The sequence below is a fragment of the Confluentibacter flavum genome, from assembly GCF_002843175.1.
GTDB lineage: Bacteria > Bacteroidota > Bacteroidia > Flavobacteriales > Flavobacteriaceae > Confluentibacter > Confluentibacter flavum.
Genome location: NZ_PJEO01000024.1, coordinates 28,260 through 48,460, shown reverse-complemented (window position 1 = coordinate 48,460; position 20,201 = coordinate 28,260). Strand labels below are relative to the sequence as shown.

Sequence of the window (20,201 nt, the reverse complement as noted above, 5' to 3'; positions counted from 1 at the left end):
ATAACCATAAAAAAATGGGTAGTAAAATTAAAAGCCAGGAACAGTTCTTAGAAATACTACAGACTGCTATTGCAATAATAGTTAAAAGTGTTATATATGATATACTTTTGAAATTTAACATTTCTTGAGCAGAATAAAACTATGATTTTCTCCTTTAAATTGATTGTAAATCAATATAATTTTAATGGGCTTGGTCGACTTTACATTTTTTAAAACTGCTTTCGGGATGTGTTGTTTTTGGAGAATTTTAATTCCTAACCAAAACCCAAAAGCAGAGGCCGTATAAAATTCTCCTATTAAGTGTTTATAATGAATTTGGCTTGCATGAACGAACAGGGAAGATGTTAATTGTTCATAGTAATAATCAAAAGTGTCTCCATTGTTACCAAGAATGATGGCGTCAATATCGTGAAAATTTAATTTGTTATCATCCAAAAAAGATTTTATTTTGTGTTTCAGTTTATCATTTGAAATTTTATTTTCAGTAGTTATATCTAATAATTGAATGGTATTTGGTTTCTTTTCTGATGATAACACAGTAAATGATGCGCCTTCTCCAAACGGGACATTTATACCATGGTCGTTACTCGCTTCAATCATTTGCACATAATCAACAAATTCATTACCAAGTTCATCAGTGCCACCTACTAAAATATGATTTGCTTCTTCTTGTTCTAATAATAATTTTGCATCGATTAAAGCAGATTCAAATGATAAACTTGCATGAGCATAGGTATTGTTATAACCATGACAATTGAGGATTAAAGCAATATTAGCACTAAGCGTATTATGTGTTGATTGTATAAAGGAAGTAGGTGTTAAATAGGCTTCATTATTGTCAATAATGCTGTTTAAAAACTTTTCAGTATCAGCGATACAGCCCATTCCTGTTCCCGTAATAATAGCGTCTGGCTGATTTAATTCAGCAAGATTTAGTGCTTTGGTTGCAGCTATAACACCCATTTTAACACCACTTTCCATGCGTCGTGCTGCAATGGTTGAAATAAAATCTTTATAATTTGGATAAATTGCTTTTGCTTTTTTAGAATTATGAATTATTATATCTGCCAGAAAATCTTCGGAATCAAAAGTATGTTGAAGAGAAATTGATACGGCACTATGAATGTAGCAATTTCTCATTCTTTTGAAAATATTATGGTTGAACAATTACCTCCAAATCCAAAAGAATTGGAAAGCACATGCTTAATTTTAGTCTTCTTAATTTCTGTAGTTGGTATTAATTCTGTTTCCTTGATTTTCGATTTAAAATTCAAATTTGGAAATACGGTTTGTTCTTGTAATGCTAAAACAGAATATACTGCTTCTATAGCCCCTGATGCAGCTAAAGTATGCCCTGTGAAGGCTTTTGTAGAGCTGAAATTGGGCACTTTTTCTCCAAAAATACGCTTTATAGCTATACTTTCCGATAGGTCATTATTAGCAGTAGCAGTTCCGTGAGCATTTATATAATCAATTTGTTCAGGTATTAGTTGGGCAACATCTAAGGCTTTTTGCATTGCTAAATAAGCTCCTTGGCCATTTTCTGATGATGCTGTTTGATGAAACGCGTCATTCGCATTTCCATATCCAGAAACGAAGGCTAAAATAGAATGCTTTTCTTTTTTAGCAATATGCTCAGCTTCTAAAACAAGATATGCAGCACCTTCTCCTAAATTTAATCCTTTTCTGTGCTCGTCAAAAGGTTTACAAATCTCATCAGATAAAATCATTAAAGTTTTAAAACCATTAATTGTAAATTTTGAAAGCACATCCGTTCCGCCAACAATGACCCTATCTAATTTGCCAGATTTTATTAAGCGAGCACCTAGCATGATAGCATTGGTTGAAGATGAACATGCTGTGCTTATGGTTGTTGTAAAATCTGTAATTCCAAGATAATCTGCCATTTTTTTAGTGCTATCACTTGCATGATGACTAGAAATGTATTTCTGACTTTCAGGCGATGTTTTGAACTGCTTTAAATGTTGTTCGGTTTTATCCATTCCACCAACCGTTGTAGAGGAAATAAGACCTGTTTTATATAAGCTATTATCTAAGATTCTTGCATTTTTAACTGCTTCTTTTGCTGCGATTAATCCCAATAAGGCTGTTCTAGTAAAATTATTATCGCTTGATAATTGTAATTGGGATATTAAAGTTTCATTAGTACATTTTACCTCGCCAACTTTTATTTGGCCAGCATGTATTGTGCTGATATTTTTAATTGTTTTGACACCGCTTTTACAAGCAAATAATGATACTTTATTCTCTTCAACCGTATTGCCAATTGCAGAAATAATTCCCATTCCTGTTATAGCAACGCGCGGTGAAGTCATTTTATTTGTTTGTTCTTTCAGCAATATATTCGGCTAAAACCGTGATAGATTTGAAGACTTCTTTACCTTCTTTAGGATCTGTTAATTGAATCCCGTAATCTTTATCCAACATAACAATGAGTTCTAATGCATCAATGGAATCTAAGCCAAGTCCGTCTCCAAAAAGAGCATCATCATCTTCAATGTCACTTACTGAGAAATCCTCAAGATTTAATTGATCAATAATTTTTTTTTTTAATTCTTCTCTTAATTCTTTTATTGGCATAAATAAAGTTTTTTTATATTTTCAATAGAATTATCAAAATCACCATTTTTTTCTACAGCATAGAGAAAGGCATCATAATTTGAATCATCAAAATCAACCCATCCACATATTACTTTATTAGCCTTACCTGTTTTTAAAAGGTATTCACTTTGTAACCATAAATGGTTTGGATTGAAGTTTTCAAATATATAAAAACTATTTTCAGAAAATAACTGATGTTTAATACAAATTTCACCAATACAAATATTTGGTAATGTATAAACAAATACAGATGGACTTGGATAATAATTATCAATATCTGAAATAGATTCTTGGTGCTTTCTATCTGTATCTAAACTAGAAGCTCTATTTGATAAAATAATAGCCGTATTTTCATCTATATTTTCCATATTTTGAATTAAAACATCTGCAGCTATTAAAGCTAATTTACTTAAGTTATCCATTTTAAAGAATTTTGGATAATCAATACCTAGAGCTTTATAAGCTATTTTAATAAAGTCTTTAAACTCTTCAGCACCATCTTCAAAAAGTATATTATAATTTAAAGAAATTTTACTATTTCTTACATGCACAAACGACTGTATTTTAAATTTTGAATTCAAATTCTATAATATTTTAGAACATACCATCATTGTGTGATAATCGCCCAATTGATGATCTTCTTCAATTATAAGTCCAGCTTTTTTAATTAATGAATCGAATACAGTTGAAGGATACATTTTACTGGTTCCGTTTGCTAGAGCTGTGAAGTATAATGAGGTCGCTTCCAATGAAAATCGTGCATTGTCAAATTTTTGTCTGTCTGTAAACGTTTCAATAATAATAAGTTCAGTATTTTCATTCATAGAGGCGACACATGTCTTTAGTATGGTAAGAATTTGATCTTCTGAAAAACAATCTAAAAACTGACTCATCCATATAAGATCTGCTCCTTTGGTTATTTGAGGATTTGGTTTTAACCAATTAATTTCATGACCATAAACTCGATCCTCAAAACCATTATTTTTAAGATTTACTAAGGCTTTTTTAAGCTGCCCAGGTAAATCGAAAATTTCAATTTTCACATTGTTATTATGATTTAAACATTGTAATGCAAACTTTCCAGTATTACCACCTATATCATAAATAGTTTTTGGTTCATTTTTAAATACACGCTTTAAAGCCTCATCAAAAATTCCGTCAGAATAATGATGATCAAATTCAAACCATGATTTTTGTACTTCAGGATTTAGTTGAGACAAACCATCATAAATTGTGTCCCAATTGCCAAAAACTTTTAAGCCTGATGGTTTGTTTTCTTTAATAGCATCATTAAGATAGAAAAGGCCTTCATAGCAGACATCATTTGTGAAGTTAAGATTAACTTCTACGGTTTTATGATAGTTTAAAAAGTATCCTGTTTTGGTAAGTTGGTATTTTTTTTCAGAATTTTTAACCACGATATTTGAACTTTCAGCTATTTCTAAAAGGACACTAAGACCATATACACTAATAGATAAGGCTTTTGATATTTCATCAATTGAAATACCATTGCTATCACGATTTTCAAAAATGAAATCTAAAACGCCTAACTTTTTTAAACTGACTGTAGTTTGAAAAACAAAAGGAGCGAAAGCTATTTTTTGAGCTTCTTCTAAAGCTTCGATGGCTCGTAATTCTTTTTTTGACATGTGTAGAATTTTATGATACACTTTTTAATAAAAGTGCTGTATTAGCGCCTCCAAATCCTGAAGACGTTTTTAAGAAAATATCTAATTTTTTATATGTTGTTTTGTCTATTATTTGCAATGGTTTTGATACACCTAAACTTATAAATCCTTTAGAAAAAAACAAAGTATTTAGGTTTAAACTGTGCATTCCAACAATGGTTTCCACTAATCCAGAAGAACCTAGTGTGTGCCCAAAATACCCTTTTAAGCTATTTAAAGGGACAGATTGTAACCCTAATCTATTAAAAGCGATAGCTTCCATTTCATCATTAAATACTGTTGATGTTCCGTGTGCAGAAATATAATCTATATCTTGTGGTTTTATTTCTGCTTCTTTAATTGCTGCATTAACACTGCGGAATAATCCTTCGCCAGATCTCGATGGTCCAGAAATGTGATTCGCATCATTGCAAGTAGCATCGCCTAATATTTCGACGCTTTCTTTTGTAAGATAATTTGTATTTGAAGTTACTAAAATACTAGATATAGCTTCACCTAAATTAATCCCATTTCTACTTATTGAAAACGGTTGACAAGGCAAATCACTTAATGCTTGAAACGAGCTGAAACCAGATAAAACAAAATTAGATACTAAGTCACCACTAACAATGAAAACATGCTTATACATTTTTTCTTTAATAAGTCTTTTAGCAACCGAAATTGCCAATATACCAGATACACAAGCATTGGAAACGATGACGGGTTCTGTTTTAAATAAGAAATGTGTTTTTAAAGCTTTCCCTAAGCGAGAAAGATATGCATAAGACTGCGGAAATTTACTCTTTTTATCAAGTGCATCAATGTTTCCTTTTGTTGTAGAAATTATCAATCCAACAGATGCATTGATTTTGATTTTAGATGCAACGATAACATCCATTAATGACAGAATCATTAGTTTTTCTAATGTGGTGAATACTTCTTCAGTTTGAAATGCATTAAATTTTTTATTTAAAAGATTTCTATCTACCATAGCTCCATAAAACTGATTATGATACAGGGTTTTATCATCTATTAGTGAAATACCACTAACTTCATTTTTTATATTATCAACAACAGTTTCACTATTAAAACCAAGTGATGATATTATAGAATTATGCGATAAGTAAATCTTATACATTGAGGAATCCTTGTTTTATTTTCCAAGCTTTGAAAAATTCTGGAATGATTAACGACATGGTATTGTCTTTTAAACTGGTAAACACCTGAATGGTTTCACCTACACACACTATGGCAGATGCTTCATTTTTTATAATATATTTAAATATTAATTTGGCTGAATCAGTATTAATAAAATAGGTTTCTATTATGGTATTCTCTCCATATGTAAGTGTTAATTTATGGTCTGTGGATGTTTTTACTACAGGTGTAGCATAACCGTTTTTTTTTGCATCTAGATAAGAAATACCATGTTCTCTTCCAAAAGCTTCGCGACCATCTTCAAAATATTTTAAATAATTGCCATGCCACACAATACCCAGTGCATCCGTTTCATTAAATCTAATTCTTATGTTTTGCTGTACCATAAGTTCTTTATGCTCAATCATATATTTGAATCTTTTAAAACGGTGCTCATTTCTGAAATACCAATAGTTATACCATTTAAAGTAGAATTAATTTTCACTAAGATCATGTTGCCAATTTCGTAAATAACGTTTATTTCTGTCGAGATGGTATCATTTAGCTTTGGCAAACTTATAATTTGGGTGGATTTAATTGAACCTATAAAACCATCTTTAGCTACCTTGTTATTTAAAAATTGTTTGTATCCGATATACAATGCTGCTGTCTGCGCCATGTTTTCTATTAAACCTGTTTCAGAAAACACGCCATTTATTACAAAAATGTTATCAGGGGAAATTGAAAGTTTTGAAATCGCCTTTTTATCTGAAAAAAAAACAAGAGCGTCTACCATAACCATTGGTTTACGATGTGGCAAGAGCTTTTCTATGAACTCAGGATCTAAGATGGGCACTTTCAATTTATTATGCTTATCCATGCTTTTCTTTATCTTCCCAAAAATCGTAAAAATTGAACCATTGTAAAGGATATTTCTTTACAATATTTTCTATATTTTGAGTATATTTCATCAGTAAATCTTGCGCATCTCTAGCCTTTACATCGATGCGTCGAGCATACAAGTGATAATGCTTTTTTGGTTCACGCATGACGTAAACAAACAAAACAGGAACATTGAGACGGCTAGCAAGATAAAAGGGTCCAACAGGAAATTTAGCGGTCTTACCAAGCAATTTTTCTTGTATACATTTAGTGTCTTTTAAATATCGGTCGCCTGCAATACAAATTATTTTGTTTTGAGCAAGAGCTGCATTAATTTCAAAAATATGAGAAAAATCATCTCTAACAATTATAAATTGCAATTCATCTCTGTGTCTAAACTGGTCTAAATACTCCTTAATGTCTTGATGGTCTTGATCGGTAATTACAATTCTGATGGAGGTGTTTTTAAGTCGTTTATTGAAAAAATACTGAGCCAATTCAAAATTGCCCACATGAGCACTTATGAGAATGCCTCCTTTTTTTTCGGCTAGTGCTTCTTCTAATAGGTGTTCGCCATCAAACTCAAAGGTGTAATTTTCTCCCAGACCAGCTGGAATAGCAATTTTATCAATAAGTGTTTGTCCGAAAATATAATAAGTTTTATAAACGCCTATTGAACTTTTCACCCATGAATACCCTAAACGTTTTCTGAAGTAGTAGCTAAGACCTTTTACATTTTTTCTTGAGAATAAACAAAAGTAGGGAACAGGTAAATGCATTAAGGCATAGGCAGCATTGATGCCAAAATTCTTTATAAAATATATAAAAACTTTAAAGCCAAAAACTGTACCTCTAGATTTTCCATCCCACTCTGCTGCCATTGTTTAATATTGGTATTATTTATGAATAAATTCCTCCATTGATATTAATGATTTCTCCCGTAATGTAAGATGCTTTTTTAGAAGCAAGAAATGAAACCAGATGTGCTACTTCTTCAGCATCTCCAAAGCGGCTAACCGGAATTAACTTTTTAAGTTCTTTTTCGTCAAGGTGATTAGTCATATCGGTTTTAATAAAACCAGGAGCAACGGCATTGACTGTAACATTTTTTTTTGCAATCTCTTGAGCTAATGATTTAGTTGCTGCAATAATAGCCCCTTTGGCAGCTGCATAGTTTGTTTGACCAGGGGCTCCCTTTAATCCTGAAACGGATACCATGTTTATAATTCTGCCATACTTGTTTAACAACATCTCTTTAATGAGATGATTAGTCACATTAAAAAACCCATTGAGACTTGTTTTTATAACACTATCCCAATCGTTGGGTTGCATCCATAAAAATAAACCATCTTTGGTAATTCCTGCATTATTTATGAGGACTTCAATTAGAGCGTTTTCGTGGGTGTTTAACCAAGCGTCTAATTGTTGCTTAACAGCCTCTGGATTAGCGACATCAAACTTTATAATTTCTCCTAAACCGCCAATTTTTTTTACAGCATCAAGAGTTTCATTAGCAGCAGCTTCATTACTATTATAATTAATTAAAATAGAATAGTCTGTATCCTTGGCAAGCTGAATGCATATAGCTCTTCCAATACCTCGTGAACCACCAGTAACTAGTGCATATTTTGTTTTATCTTTCATTTAATAAAAACTATTTTTTGAAGAGTTCAGCATTTTTATACCAAGTATTTCCTAGAAGCTCACCTTTTTCGTTTAAGAAACCAAAATTGCCATTGTACTCAACTTGAATATAATTTCCATTGAAATATTTGTCTTCAAACTTCGCTGGAATTACCAAGTTACCTTCCATGTCAATAAAACCCCAATCTTTTATTTTAACTGGAGCAAGTCCAATATCATAAAATTCTTCGGCATCTTTAAATTGATAATCTATAACAACCTCACCTTTCAAGTTAATGTATCCCCATTTACCATCTTGATAGACTGGAGCTAGACCTTTATTAAAAGTTCTACCTTTTTCAAAAGCGGGTTTTATAATCCATTCACCATAATTATTAATGTAACCTATTAAATCGTCCTTTTCAGCGTAGGCTATTTTAGAATCTTTAGAAAAATCCCAAATTTTATCTGCATCAGGTACGGCATTAAATTTAAAGTCATTAAACACACCATATTCATCATGTTTTTTAACCCAAATACCATTACTATTAAAATCCCCAATGCGATCATATCTCGTTGGAATCACAATTTCGCCTTTTGCATTTATCATTCCCCATTCATCATTTTTCGCAACTATGGCATGACCGTCAATAAATTTTTTGATAACCTCATATATTGGCTCAAGAATAACTTCACCTTGAGTGTTAAATAAACCTACTCTTCCGTTTTTTTTATAAAAAGCAACTCCATCGCTAAAAGAATAATATTTATCAGCTTCTGGAAAAGGAACAACTGTTCCTTCAGTGTTTATATATTGCCAAGCGCCATCATTATTAACTAATGCTAAGCCAGAATTGAAATCTTTAACATTTTCGTAGATGGGTTTAATGACCCACTCTCCAGAGGTATTAATAAATCCAAACTTATCATTTTCTTCAACTGCTGCGAATCCTTCAGAAAAATCTCTAGAATATTTAAATTGAGGAGCAATAGTATAAGTGCCATTTGTATTGATGTAACCAAAAAGTTTACCTTCTCTAACTTTAGCCAACTTTTCTTGTCCCAGGCTTATGAAAGTCGTGAAAAGTGCCATGCATAGTACTAATGATAAAAATTTCAATGTTTTAAATTTCATTTTTCATTATATAATCTTTGACACTGTTTACATAAGGATATAGTACAATATCATCTTTAAATTTAGGGACAATTTGGCGAATATCATCATACATTTTTCTGGTTTTTGAAGATACTTCGTCCTTAACCTCTAAGTACTCAATGGCTTGAACAATAGTAATGAGTTCTATAGCTACAACTTCAAATGCATTTTCAATGACTTTTTTGGTGATGAGAGCTGCATTAGTTCCCATACTCACTATATCTTGATTATCGTTATTGTTAGGAATACTGTGCACATACATTGGGTTGGATAGCATTTGGTTTTCTGCAGTGGTAGAAGTTGCTGTAAACTGTGCACCTTGCATACCAAAATTGAGACCTAAGGTTCCTAAATTCACAAAAGGTGGTAGAATATCATTCAGTTTGGGGTTTACCAAATAATTAAGTTGGCGTTCAGCAAGCATGCTCATTTTTGTAACCACTAATTTTAGCTTGTCCATTTCTAATGATACATAATCACCATGAAAATTTCCACCATGATAAACATGTTGACTTTCTAAATCTATAATCGGATTATCATTGGCCGAATTTATTTCTTCAAATAATATCTTTTCAACAGTATTTAAAGTATCTAGAACTGGCCCTAAAATTTGCGGAACACATCGAAGTGAATAATACTCTTGCACTTTGTTTTCAAAAACATCAACATCTTGTGTATCAGTATATAAATGATGTTCTCTTTTTCTAACTAACGAACTATCTTTCAAATGAACACGCATCATTCTAGCAATTTCACGTTGCCCAATATGTTTCTTAGTTAAGTTAAGTTCTAATGATAAATGATCATCATAAGCTTTTACAATTTCATTGATAGATGCCGAAATAGCAATCATCCAATTGAGTAATCTTCTTGTATAAATGGTATTTACAACACCAATTCCTGTCATTACAGAAGTCCCATTCATCAATGCTAAACCTTCTCTAAGTTCTACTAAAATGGGCTCTAAATTTTCTTTTTCGAAAACATTTTTAGTGGGCTGACGCTTACCTTTATAAATCACTTCTCCTTCACCAATAAGAGTCAAGGCTAGGTGAGCTAATTGCACCAAATCACCACTTGCACCAACACCTCCATGTTCATAGATGATAGGCGTAATATTTTTATTAATTAAAGTTGTCATTAAATCAATTACAGAACTATGAACACCAGACCTTCCCAACGAAAGTGTATTGAGACGTGCTAGCATTGCAGCTCTTGCATATTTTGGTGGAATAATATTTCCAGATCCAGAAGCATGACTTCTTATAAGATTATACTGTAAATTTATGCGTTGATCATCCTTTATTTTATATTGGGCCATTGGACCAAAACCGGTATTAACACCATAAATAATTTTTTTAGCGGAAAAGGTTTTTAAGAACTCAAAACTAGCTTTTACATTACCTTTTATTTGGTCATCGATTTCTAGAAATTCATCTTCGAAAATTATTTTATAAAACATATCGATGTCTAAGGATCCCTTAATTTTTATCATATAAGATTAAATGTCAGCAGTTTTTATTATAATAGTGTTAATTTTACTGCCTGTGTGGTTGGATAGTAAATATCCGATAATAAACAAAAATATGATAATTAATTGACTATATCCAATAGTATATGCAAGATATAAAAATTGATGTTTTGGTTATAGGATCAGGACCTTCTGGATGTGTTGCTGCAGCTCATCTACAGAATAATGGTATAGACCTTAAAGTTATAGAGAAAAGTGAATTTCCCCGTTTTGTAATTGGCGAAAGTCTTTTACCTAGATGTATGGATCATTTTGAAGAAGTAGGATTGTTAGATTGTATTGCAGAGTATGGTTTTGAAATAAAACGAGGCGCTAGATTTATTAGAGAAGATACAATTTGTGAATTTGATTTTAGTAAAAAACACACTGAAGGTTATAACTGGACTTGGCAAGTACCAAGAGCAGATTTTGATTTGTTATTAACAGATAAACTCAAAGAAAAAGGTGTAAATATTTCCTTTGGTCATGAAGTCGTTGATGTGTGTTTTGGAAAAGATGGAACATCTAGAACCGCAGTAAAAACTAAAGAAGGAGAAAGCTATATAATCGAAGCCAAATACATTATAGATTCTAGTGGTTTCGGTCGTGTATTACCAAGATTATTAGACTTAGATAAACCGTCGGAAATACCAGAGCACTCTTCAATATTTTCCCATGTAAAAGACAGCAATAGACCAGAAGGAAAAGAAGGCACACTTATTACTTTTGATGTTATTGATAAAGATTGTTGGTTATGGGTTATTCCGTTTTCTAATGGTAATACAAGTATAGGTTATGTATGTGGAAATCAATTTTTAGACAGTTTTGAAGGTTCAAATACAATAAAACTCAAAAACATGTTGAAGCTTTCAAAATATTATTATGAAAGGTTTAAAGATGTCGATTTTCTATTTGAACCTATTACAATTAAAAATTATTCAAAATCAGTAAAACAATTATTTGGTAAAGGATTTGTACTTACAGGAAATAGTGCGGAATTTTTAGACCCAGTATTTTCATCTGGTGTAACATTCGCAACAGAATCCGGACTCCTTGCAGCAAAATTGATAATAAAAGCACTCCATAATGAAGTTGTAGATTGGAAAAAAGAGTATGAAGATTACATATTAGAAGGAACAACTGTTTTTGGGTCCTATGTAAAAGAATGGTATACAGGAAATTTGCAAACAGTCTTTTTTGAAGGTAATGATAATCCAGAAATTAAAAATCAAATTTGTGCAGTACTTGCTGGATACGTATGGGATAAAACTAATCCCTTTGTAAAAAATCACAACAGACTTATAAGTACACTTGCTAACTTTATTAGACTTGAAAATATGTAGTAATTTAAAATCACATACGATTCTTGTATTTAAAATAATTTTCGTTCATTTACATTAGAACATTTGATACTTAAAAAAGTGGTTACCCTATGAGTTACCCTAAGGCAACTTAAAACTCGGGAAGCCTTGCTATCACTGATAAAAATTAAAGGTCATCGGAGCCTCTTTCTCCGCTGGGAATGCTTAAATTCCTAAAGCCCTTAAACCTAGTGTTTATAAGCTTTTTTAATTTCAAAATAATACCAAGTAAAGGATTTATCATCAAATAAAAAGAGGCTAACTCGGCATTAAAGATGGAAAACACCTGGCACAAAGGAACGACATGAACCTGGGCTAGCGCCAAGCGATTGCCTTTGTGCATCAGGTAAAGCGTATGTGCACATTCATCATTTGTCAACCGTATTGATTTTAAGGGCCTTGCCTAATACGAAAGTTTTATTGGAAAACGCTGCCAATTGGCTGCTGAAAGAATGGCAGAACGTATGCCATTGAACACAATTAAACAAGCACAATTTGAAAAAGCTTTTAAAGGGCTATTAGATAAGTATATGCCAAATTGGAAAACTTATAAGAGAGAATTGGATAATTTGCCCGTGGCTTATTAAGAAATTGCAAATTATAGAACAAGTTATTTGTTCTATAATTATAGTATCTAGAATTTACACTTACTTCCTTGGATTGTATGAAATAATACTAATTGGAGTAGATTTTCCGATACCTGTAATGATAAAGATAGAAACATAATTGAAAATCTTATTTCTTCTTTTTATTTAAACTGTTATTTTTACCTTCTTTAAGAATCATTATCAATGTCTGAAACAAACCGTATAGAATATAAGGAAAAATTAACCAAAGACCTTGATTTAGAAAAGGAGGTTATAGCTTTTCTCAATTATCTGGAAGGTGGGTTGATTTATATCGGTATTGATAAACATGGAAAAACATTGGGTGTAAATGACATTGATGGTGATATGCTTAAAATTAAAGACCGTATCAAAAACAACATTTTACCTTCTGCCATGGGGTTGTTTGATGTTGTGACAGAGGAACGTGACAGCAGAGAAATTATCAAAATTATAGTAGCAGGTGGTAGTGAGAAACCCTATTTCAAAAAGAAATATGGCATGACCGAAAAAGGCAGTTTCATTCGTGTTGGTACGGCAGCTGAACCCATGCCCCAAACCATGATTGATAAACTTTTTGCTACTCGTACCCGAAACTCAATAGGAAAAATAAAATCGCATCGTCAAGACTTGAATTTTGAACAGCTTCATATCTATTACCAGGAAAATGGTAAACCTCTTAACAAACAGTTTAAAAAGAACTTAGAACTTCTTACCGAAGACGGTTTTCTTAATTATGCGGCATACCTTTTAGCAGATGTTAATAATGTATCCATTAAAGTAGCAAAATATAAAGGTCTAAATAGAGTAGAGTTAATAGAAAACAACGAATATGGATATTGTTCACTCATTAAGGCCACAAAAAGTGTATTGGATAAAATTGCAGTAGAAAATACAACTTTTGCAACCATCACATCAAAGCAACGTATTGAACGGAAACTATGGAGCCCTATTGCTTTGCGGGAGGCCATATATAATGCTATAGTGCATAACGATTATACTCGAGAAGTACCCCCTAAATTTGAAATATTTGATGACAGGATTGAAATAACTTCCGCTGGATCATTACCGGAAGGACTAAGCGAAGTAGATTTTTTTGAAGGCGTTTCTATTCCGAGAAATAAAGAGTTAATGCGTGTTTATAGGGATTTGGAATTAGTAGAGCAATTGGGTTCTGGTATTCCAAGAATTTTGGAGAGCTATGGAAAAGAATGTTTCAGGTTTATGGATAACTTTACGAGAATGACTTTTCCTGCTTCTGAAAAGGTTACCGAACAAGTTACCGAACAAGTTACCGAACAAGTTACCGAACAAGTTCTAAAATTACTCTCAAAAGTAGATCAAAATGAATATACAACGACAGAGTTAATGAATTTGTCAGATATAAAACACCGTCCGACATTTTTATATAACTATTTGCAGCCAGCACTTGATGCAGAATTAATTGAAATGACTATACCGGACAAACCTAAAAGCAGTAAACAAAAATATAGGTTAACGGAAAAAGGAAAACAATTTTAACCTAATTAGAAGTATTGCTTATGTTTTTGTAAAAGGTACAGGTAAAAGTAATTTACCCAAAAACTTAAGACCTTTTCTAACCACTAATAAAGTAACAATAATAAAATGGTATAGATATAGTCTTGCTCCGCTGAAAGCCCCGTAAATGTACTGTTTACGGGGCTTTTCATTTTTAGGGGCATAATTAGGGGCGTAATAATCATTTCGCGAATTTAAAGATTAAGTTTTGGTTTTTCACCCTATTACTACTACTATGATGCTCTACAAGCCTGGATATTAGAGATTGCCAACAACTATGATAAAATTTTATATTTTCGGGATAGACTATAAATAGGTTTATATTATGAAAAGAGCAACCGGTATGAAAATCCTCTGGCAGGAGATTACTATTATTAAGATAAAATTTTTACAGGCCGGTCTGTTGCTTCCACTATTTTTTTTCTGATCACAAAATCCCCAAAATGCTCCCCTTCTCCCCGCTCTTTTGCATAGGCTTCAATGATAGGTTCCAGCTCATGCAATATATCCTCTTCCGAAAGCATTTCTTTAAACAAGGTATTCAAACGATCGCCGTTATGGCTTGCACCCATGTACATGTTATACCTGCCTATAGCACGACCTACAAAGCCTATTTCTCCCAAAGATGACCGGGCACAATTATTAGGGCAGCCGGTCATTCTTATGTTGATTTCATTCTCTTCAAGGCCATTTCTCCTCATAATTTCATCCAGCTTGTCAATTAAGGAAGGCAAATACCGCTCAGCTTCCGCGAAGGCAAGCCCACAGGTGTTCAGGGCTACACAGGCCATAGAACTTTTCCTGAGCCCGGTAAGCTTTGGATTATTAAAAACCCCGCGTTCTACTAAAATGGTTTCAATGGATTTCTTATCTTTTTCTTCTACATTGGCTATAATAAGGTTTTGGTTTCCGGTAAGTCGAAAATCTCCCTTTAATATTTCCGCTATTTCCCTCAATGCTTTTTTAAGCTGGTAACCTTCCTCATCTTTTACCCTGCCGTGTTCTACAAATAAGGTATAAAACCATTTCCCATTTGTTCCTTTAACCCACCCATATTCATCACCGTTGGTATTAAATTTAAAGAGCCGAGGACTTTCAATTTCCCACCCTAGGCTGGTATGCAATTCGTTTACAAACCAATCCAGTCCTCTTTTATCGATGGTGTACTTGAACCTGGCATTTTTCCTGTCTTCCCTGTTACCAAAATCCCTCTGGATAGCGATAATTTTTTCGGCCACTTCAATCACTTTATCTTTTTCGACAAAACCTATTACATCTGCCAAACGCGGATAAGTAGCTTTCTCTCCAAAAGTATTTCCAAGTCCACCGCCTACACATACATTGAATCCCTTTAATTCATTATTTTCTTCAATGGCAATAAGCCCTATATCGTTGGCAAAAACATCAATATCATTATTTGGTGGAATAGCTATGGCAATCTTAAATTTACGGGGGAGATAATGTTTATGATATAAAGGCTCCACATCTGGACTTCCGGCTACTTTTTCTTTATCCAGCCAAATTTCATGGTAAGCTGTAGTTTCAGGAAGAAAAGCCTCGCTTATTTGACCAGCCATTTCATACACTTCCTCATGGATAGACGACTGGTAAGGATTTGGAGTGCACATCACGTTTCTGTTAACGTCACCACAGGTTGCGATAGTGGTTAGTAATGCCTCATTTACAGCCTTGATTGTTGGTTTAAGGCTGCGTTTTAAGATCCCATGGAACTGAAACGATTGCCTTGTGGTAAGTTTCATGGTGCCATTACCATACTTGTCTGAAAGTTCATCTAAAGCAAGCCATTGTTCGGGAGTGGTAATTCCGCCCGCTGCCCTCACCCTTACCATAAATTGATAAAGGGGTTCCAGCTTCTGCTGTTTACGCTCACTATCCAGATCCCGGTCATATTGCTGATAGGAGCCATGGTATTTAATAAGCTTCATATCATCCGGATCCAGAGCACCCGTCAGGGGATTGTTTAAGCTCTCCCTGATGGTTCCCCTCAGGAAATCACTTTTATCTTTTATAAATTCATCTTCTGATAAATTCGGATTATCCAATCGCTCTTCCATAAATTAACTTCTTTTCTGTAAGATATATTTTTTCCTCTGTAAGGGAAAATCTGGTTTGTGTTACCATAATTCAACCCTGCGGAAATTATTAACCGGAAAATCCTCTGTTGTTAAAAGCAGCGCAGTTTTTCCGATTAAACTAAATGTTTGTTATCTAATAAACATCTGACTGATAGCGTTTTGATACCTGAAGATATTTTATATACTCTTCAGCTTTTTCAGGAGTTACTCCCCCCTGTTGCTGGATAATTTCCCTTAAGGCAATATCCACATCTTTGGCCATTTTTTTGGCATCGCCGCAAACATAAAAATGCGCTCCTTTTTCAAGCCAGTCATAAAGCTCTTTTCCTTTTTCCATCATCCTGTGCTGCACATAAAATCTTTGCTCCTGATCCCGGGAAAAGGCTACATCTGCTTTTGTTAGCACCCCTTCTTTAAGGTATTGCTGCCATTCGGTTTGATAAAGAAAATCAGTAGTGAAATTGCGATCCCCGAAAAAGAGCCAGGACGGCCCTTTTTTCTCCGAGACCTCGCGATGTTGCATAAATGCCCTGAAAGGGGCAACTCCTGTGCCGGGACCTATCATGATTACCGGTGCCTCGGGATCGGTAGGAAGTTTAAACCTACTGTTTTTATCGACAAAAACTTTTACTTTGTCGTCCACCTGAAGCCTGTCGGCAAGGGTTGCTGAGCAATGTCCTTCTTTCTCCCTGCCAAAAGCAGAATAACGTACTACAGATACAAGAAGGTGCACTTCGTTTTCCACAGCATCCTGTGAAGAGGCTATGGAATACATACGGGGTGTATTTTTTCTTAATACAGAAAGCAGTTCGTTTGCCTCAAATTTATGAGGCTCCTCTTCCAGTAAATCCAGAAAATCACGCCCCGGCAGATACTCCAGGATTTTCATATTATCTGAAAGAACCTCCTTTAGCTTAGTACTCCCTATTAATTCCTCATATTTCGATAAATTTACCCTGGACAACGGGGTTAGCTCATAATCATAAGTGAGAGCTTCCTTCAGGCTTTTTTCGCCCTTATGACTTTGCACCTTTTCATTTCCTGAAAGATTAGTAGCACTTAAAACCTTTTCTATAAGGGAAGTCGGATTGGCTCCATAAACTCCCAGGGCATCACCCGGTTCATATTGCAACCCTGAGCCTTCCAGATCCAGCTCCAGGTGTATGGTTTCTTTAGATGATCCCCTCCCATTGAGTCTTACCTTTTCCAGAATAGTTGCTTCAAATGGATTATTTCTGGAATATTTTGTTTCCTTAACCGGGGCAGTTGTATAGTTTGGTACCTCCACGGCGGATTCTGCATTCGAAGATTTTGAAAGAGCCTGAAGAAAAGTTTGTTGCCATGCTTCCGCCTCTTCTTCATAATCCACATCACAATCCTGACGAGAGCCTATTCGCTGAGCACCAAGTTTTTCTAATGCAGCATCAAAATCTTTTCCTGTCTGGCAAAAGTCCACATAGCTGCTGTCGCCAAGGGCCAGTACCGAAAATCGGACATGTGAAAGGTCAGGTGCTTTTTTTCCGTGCAGAAAATTATACAGATCCTCTGCCTGTACAGGAGGTTCTCCCAAACCGTGGGTACTCACAATAACTGCTAGATTCGATATTTTTTTTAGATTCCTGGGTTTAAAGGAAGCCATATCAGAAACTTCCGTTTCTATGCCCTTCTCCTTCGCCTTTGAGGCCAGATCATATGCCAAAGCCTCGCTATTCCCCGTGTGGCTGCCAAACAAAATGTTCAGCTTTTCAGTCTGGCTTTCAGAGGCAGTATTTTCAGAAGGGGCAGGTTGTTGTTGATCAGCCGTCGCGATAGCTGCAGGAGAAACTTGGCTAATACCTGAAAAATATCCACTAAGCCACTGAAGCTGTCCGGAATCCAATCCTGACAGCGCTTCATTTAATTTTTCCGCCTGCTTATCGTTAAACGGTCCTCTTTCCAATCCTTTTTTTATATCCATGGCCACTTATTTTTCAACTTTATTTATCAGGCTGTGGGGTGTATCGTAAATAGGGTTTTATAACACGGTGTCCCTTCGGGAATTTCCCTTCCACATCTTCCTGTTTTATAGCAGGAGCAATAATTACATCTTCTCCTTCTTTCCAATCTACGGGGGTAGCAACACTGTGCTTAGCAGTAAGTTGAAGTGAATCAATTACCCTTAGGATTTCTGTGAAATTCCTTCCAGTAGATGCAGGATAAGTTATGATAGCCTTGATCTTCTTATCGGGACCAATAAAATATACCGACCTTACCGTCGCGCTTGTAGAAGCATTTGGGTGAATCATATTATAAAGTGTAGACACCTTTTTGTCAGGATCTGCAATAATAGGGAAATCTACATCACAGTTCTGGGTTTCATTAATATCTTTAACCCAACCCTTATGAGATTCCAGATCATCAACACTAACGGCAAGTACTTTTGTATCTCTCTTGGCGAAATCTTCTTTTAAATGTGCTGTGCGACCAAGTTCAGTTGTACAAACAGGGGTATAATCGGCAGGGTGAGAGTAAATAATTCCCCAACTGTTCCCCAGCCATTGATGAAAATCTATTTCCCCTTCTGTTGTTTGCGCTGTGAAATTTGGGGCATCATCTCCAATTCTTAAACTCATGTTCTTTAGTTTTTAAGTGTAACATTAATTTCAATTCTTGATAATAACAAAATCCAGCTTTTGCTTTCTTTGTTGAGTTCAAAATTAACCTGAATTAAACTTAAATGCCAATTGTAAATATTAATATTGAATAACCTAAAGTTATGAGGGAGAGTAAAAGGAAATAATGACTGAAAGAATCCTGAATTCGTAAATCTTTCGCAGTTACAACTGGAAATGCCGTAATTAAAATAATTCCAGAGGGCTTAATGGACTATTTGACCTCTTATTTCCCTTCCACCTGAATTATCAATAATTATGGTTCCTGATCAAAAACTGGATAATTAACCCGGGAAGACCACCTTCGGGCCCCTGCGGGGTTATGAAGTAGAAATCCCGATAAATCGGCAACTTTTTAATCTCAATAATCTTCAGAATTCCGCTTTCCAGCTCCTTCAGAATGGCATGTAAAGATACAAAGGCCATACAATCGGAATGCTGCAGGTATGATTTAATAGCTTCAGTGCTTCCCAGCTGCATTTCGACCTGCAGTTCAGCCAGGCCTATTCCCTTCCGCTTTAAGGCATCGGCAATTACTTCCAGCGTCCCCGACCCTGGTTCTCTTAACAGGAGAGGAATTCTTTTCAGTTCTTCCGGCATTATTTCATCTTTTTTTGCCAAAGTATTTTTACTGCTGCACACCAGTACGATTTCGTCTTTTAGAAATGGGGTATAATGAATTTCCCGGCGTTTGGATTTACCTTCAATCACTCCAACTTCAATTTTTTTATCAAGCAGGGCCTGTTCAATCTGCTCGGAGTTTCCACTGAACAACTCCACCTTTACTTCCTGATGAATTTTGTGAAACCGGGCCAGTAAGGGGGGTAAAATATATTGTGTAATAGATGTACTGGATCCTATATGCAGGACACCCTTAAAGGTTTGATTAAGTTGGTTTAAATCAAATTCTATCTTTCGGTAAATTTCCTTTATCTCTTCTGTATGTTTCAGTAGTACCTCCCCTGCAGGAGAAAGCTGTACCTTATTCCCTCTTCTATCGAATAAGGCAAGGTCAAACTGGTTTTCCAGTTCCTTTATATGATTAGTCACCGCCGGCTGCGATATATGTAACTCTTCGGCAGCTTTCGTGAAACTTAGCCTTCTGGCCACAGTATTAAATACCTTTAAACGAAAATCGAACATATACAATAATAATCATAAATGCCGTTAACAGCTAATTCCAGAAGGTTTTTTATTAATGTAATTCCCCCTCCTGAATTTGCTTGATCCTTAATAGTTCTATTTCCGGCTCAAAATAATGAAATTTATTCTCTTTTTTTTAGTGTAATCACTTATAAATGGATAGATGGGGTACTCTAAAAACTAATATATAGACTATATTAGAGAAAGAA

The 20,201-nt window shown here is 34.4% G+C and carries 19 protein-coding genes; 3 read left to right on the top strand and 16 right to left on the bottom strand.

Going from position 1 to position 20,201, the window contains the following annotated elements; genetic code table 11:
- Positions 1–114: 114 nt before the first annotated feature.
- Genes CSW08_RS07945 through CSW08_RS07890 form a run of 12 tightly spaced genes read right to left on the bottom strand, consistent with a single transcriptional unit; the run spans position 115 to position 10,582 of the window.
- Positions 115–1,140 (bottom strand): beta-ketoacyl synthase chain length factor, encoded by a 1,026-nt coding sequence (locus tag CSW08_RS07945; RefSeq protein ID WP_106659373.1) that lies wholly within the window; start codon positions 1,138–1,140, stop codon positions 115–117.
- Entirely contained in the window at positions 1,137–2,336 is a 1,200-nt protein-coding gene (locus tag CSW08_RS07940; RefSeq protein ID WP_106659372.1) for a beta-ketoacyl-[acyl-carrier-protein] synthase family protein, read from the bottom strand. Before CSW08_RS07940 ends, CSW08_RS07945 begins: the two co-directional genes overlap by 4 nt.
- Position 2,337: 1 nt before the next feature.
- Positions 2,338–2,595 carry a phosphopantetheine-binding protein gene (locus tag CSW08_RS07935; RefSeq protein WP_106659384.1) on the bottom strand — a complete coding sequence of 86 codons (258 nt, stop codon included), beginning with the start codon at positions 2,593–2,595 and terminating at the stop codon, positions 2,338–2,340.
- Positions 2,592–3,203: a 3-oxoacyl-ACP synthase gene (locus CSW08_RS07930; RefSeq protein ID WP_106659371.1), complete on the bottom strand. Its 612-nt coding sequence runs from the start codon at positions 3,201–3,203 to the stop codon at positions 2,592–2,594. Before CSW08_RS07930 ends, CSW08_RS07935 begins: the two co-directional genes overlap by 4 nt.
- A 3-nt stretch (positions 3,204–3,206) precedes the next feature.
- On the bottom strand, positions 3,207–4,271 hold the full coding sequence (locus CSW08_RS07925; RefSeq protein ID WP_106659370.1) for a methyltransferase: 1,065 nt from the start codon (positions 4,269–4,271) through the stop codon (positions 3,207–3,209).
- Between the two features lie 10 nt (positions 4,272–4,281).
- The gene (locus CSW08_RS07920) at positions 4,282–5,427 is read right to left on the bottom strand and encodes a beta-ketoacyl-[acyl-carrier-protein] synthase family protein (RefSeq protein ID WP_106659369.1); all 1,146 of its coding nucleotides are present in this window, start codon (positions 5,425–5,427) and stop codon (positions 4,282–4,284) included.
- The gene (locus CSW08_RS07915) at positions 5,420–5,854 is read right to left on the bottom strand and encodes an acyl-CoA thioesterase (protein WP_106659368.1); all 435 of its coding nucleotides are present in this window, start codon (positions 5,852–5,854) and stop codon (positions 5,420–5,422) included. Before CSW08_RS07915 ends, CSW08_RS07920 begins: the two co-directional genes overlap by 8 nt.
- Positions 5,851–6,306 carry an ApeP family dehydratase gene (locus CSW08_RS07910; protein WP_106659367.1) on the bottom strand — a complete coding sequence of 152 codons (456 nt, stop codon included), beginning with the start codon at positions 6,304–6,306 and terminating at the stop codon, positions 5,851–5,853. Before CSW08_RS07910 ends, CSW08_RS07915 begins: the two co-directional genes overlap by 4 nt.
- On the bottom strand, positions 6,299–7,189 hold the full coding sequence (locus CSW08_RS07905; RefSeq protein ID WP_106659366.1) for an LpxL/LpxP family acyltransferase: 891 nt from the start codon (positions 7,187–7,189) through the stop codon (positions 6,299–6,301). Before CSW08_RS07905 ends, CSW08_RS07910 begins: the two co-directional genes overlap by 8 nt.
- Before the next feature lie 19 nt (positions 7,190–7,208).
- On the bottom strand, positions 7,209–7,952 hold the full coding sequence (gene fabG, locus CSW08_RS07900; RefSeq protein WP_106659365.1) for a 3-oxoacyl-ACP reductase FabG: 744 nt from the start codon (positions 7,950–7,952) through the stop codon (positions 7,209–7,211).
- A 10-nt stretch (positions 7,953–7,962) separates the two neighbouring features.
- Positions 7,963–9,066 carry a WG repeat-containing protein gene (locus CSW08_RS07895; protein ID WP_106659364.1) on the bottom strand — a complete coding sequence of 368 codons (1,104 nt, stop codon included), beginning with the start codon at positions 9,064–9,066 and terminating at the stop codon, positions 7,963–7,965.
- Positions 9,056–10,582 (bottom strand): HAL/PAL/TAL family ammonia-lyase, encoded by a 1,527-nt coding sequence (locus CSW08_RS07890; protein ID WP_106659363.1) that lies wholly within the window; start codon positions 10,580–10,582, stop codon positions 9,056–9,058. Before CSW08_RS07890 ends, CSW08_RS07895 begins: the two co-directional genes overlap by 11 nt.
- 122 nt (positions 10,583–10,704) lie before the next feature.
- Here CSW08_RS07890 and CSW08_RS07885 point away from each other — a divergent pair, with 122 nt between their 5' ends.
- The 3 genes from CSW08_RS07885 (at position 10,705) to CSW08_RS07875 (ending at position 14,084) form a co-directional block, all read left to right on the top strand.
- The gene (locus CSW08_RS07885; protein WP_106659362.1) at positions 10,705–11,940 is read left to right on the top strand and encodes an NAD(P)/FAD-dependent oxidoreductase; all 1,236 of its coding nucleotides are present in this window, start codon (positions 10,705–10,707) and stop codon (positions 11,938–11,940) included.
- Between the two features lie 455 nt (positions 11,941–12,395).
- Positions 12,396–12,545, top strand: coding sequence for a hypothetical protein (locus CSW08_RS18080; RefSeq protein ID WP_157831440.1), 150 nt, complete (start codon positions 12,396–12,398; stop codon positions 12,543–12,545).
- Between the two features lie 204 nt (positions 12,546–12,749).
- On the top strand, positions 12,750–14,084 hold the full coding sequence (locus CSW08_RS07875; RefSeq protein WP_106659360.1) for a Fic family protein: 1,335 nt from the start codon (positions 12,750–12,752) through the stop codon (positions 14,082–14,084).
- A gap of 392 nt (positions 14,085–14,476) precedes the next feature.
- On the opposite strand, the gene cysI is transcribed toward CSW08_RS07875, so the two are convergent.
- The 4 genes from cysI to CSW08_RS07855 form a co-directional block, all read right to left on the bottom strand.
- Positions 14,477–16,177, bottom strand: coding sequence for an assimilatory sulfite reductase (NADPH) hemoprotein subunit (gene cysI / locus CSW08_RS07870; RefSeq protein WP_106659359.1), 1,701 nt, complete (start codon positions 16,175–16,177; stop codon positions 14,477–14,479).
- 154 nt (positions 16,178–16,331) lie between these two features.
- Complete coding sequence (locus CSW08_RS07865; protein WP_106659358.1) at positions 16,332–18,155, bottom strand: assimilatory sulfite reductase (NADPH) flavoprotein subunit; 1,824 nt, start codon at positions 18,153–18,155, stop codon at positions 16,332–16,334.
- 19 nt (positions 18,156–18,174) lie between these two features.
- On the bottom strand, positions 18,175–18,810 hold the full coding sequence (locus CSW08_RS07860; RefSeq protein ID WP_106659357.1) for a peroxiredoxin: 636 nt from the start codon (positions 18,808–18,810) through the stop codon (positions 18,175–18,177).
- 288 nt (positions 18,811–19,098) lie between these two features.
- Positions 19,099–19,992, bottom strand: a complete 894-nt coding sequence (locus CSW08_RS07855; protein WP_106659356.1) for a LysR family transcriptional regulator — start codon at positions 19,990–19,992, stop codon at positions 19,099–19,101.
- Positions 19,993–20,201: the final 209 nt, after the last annotated feature.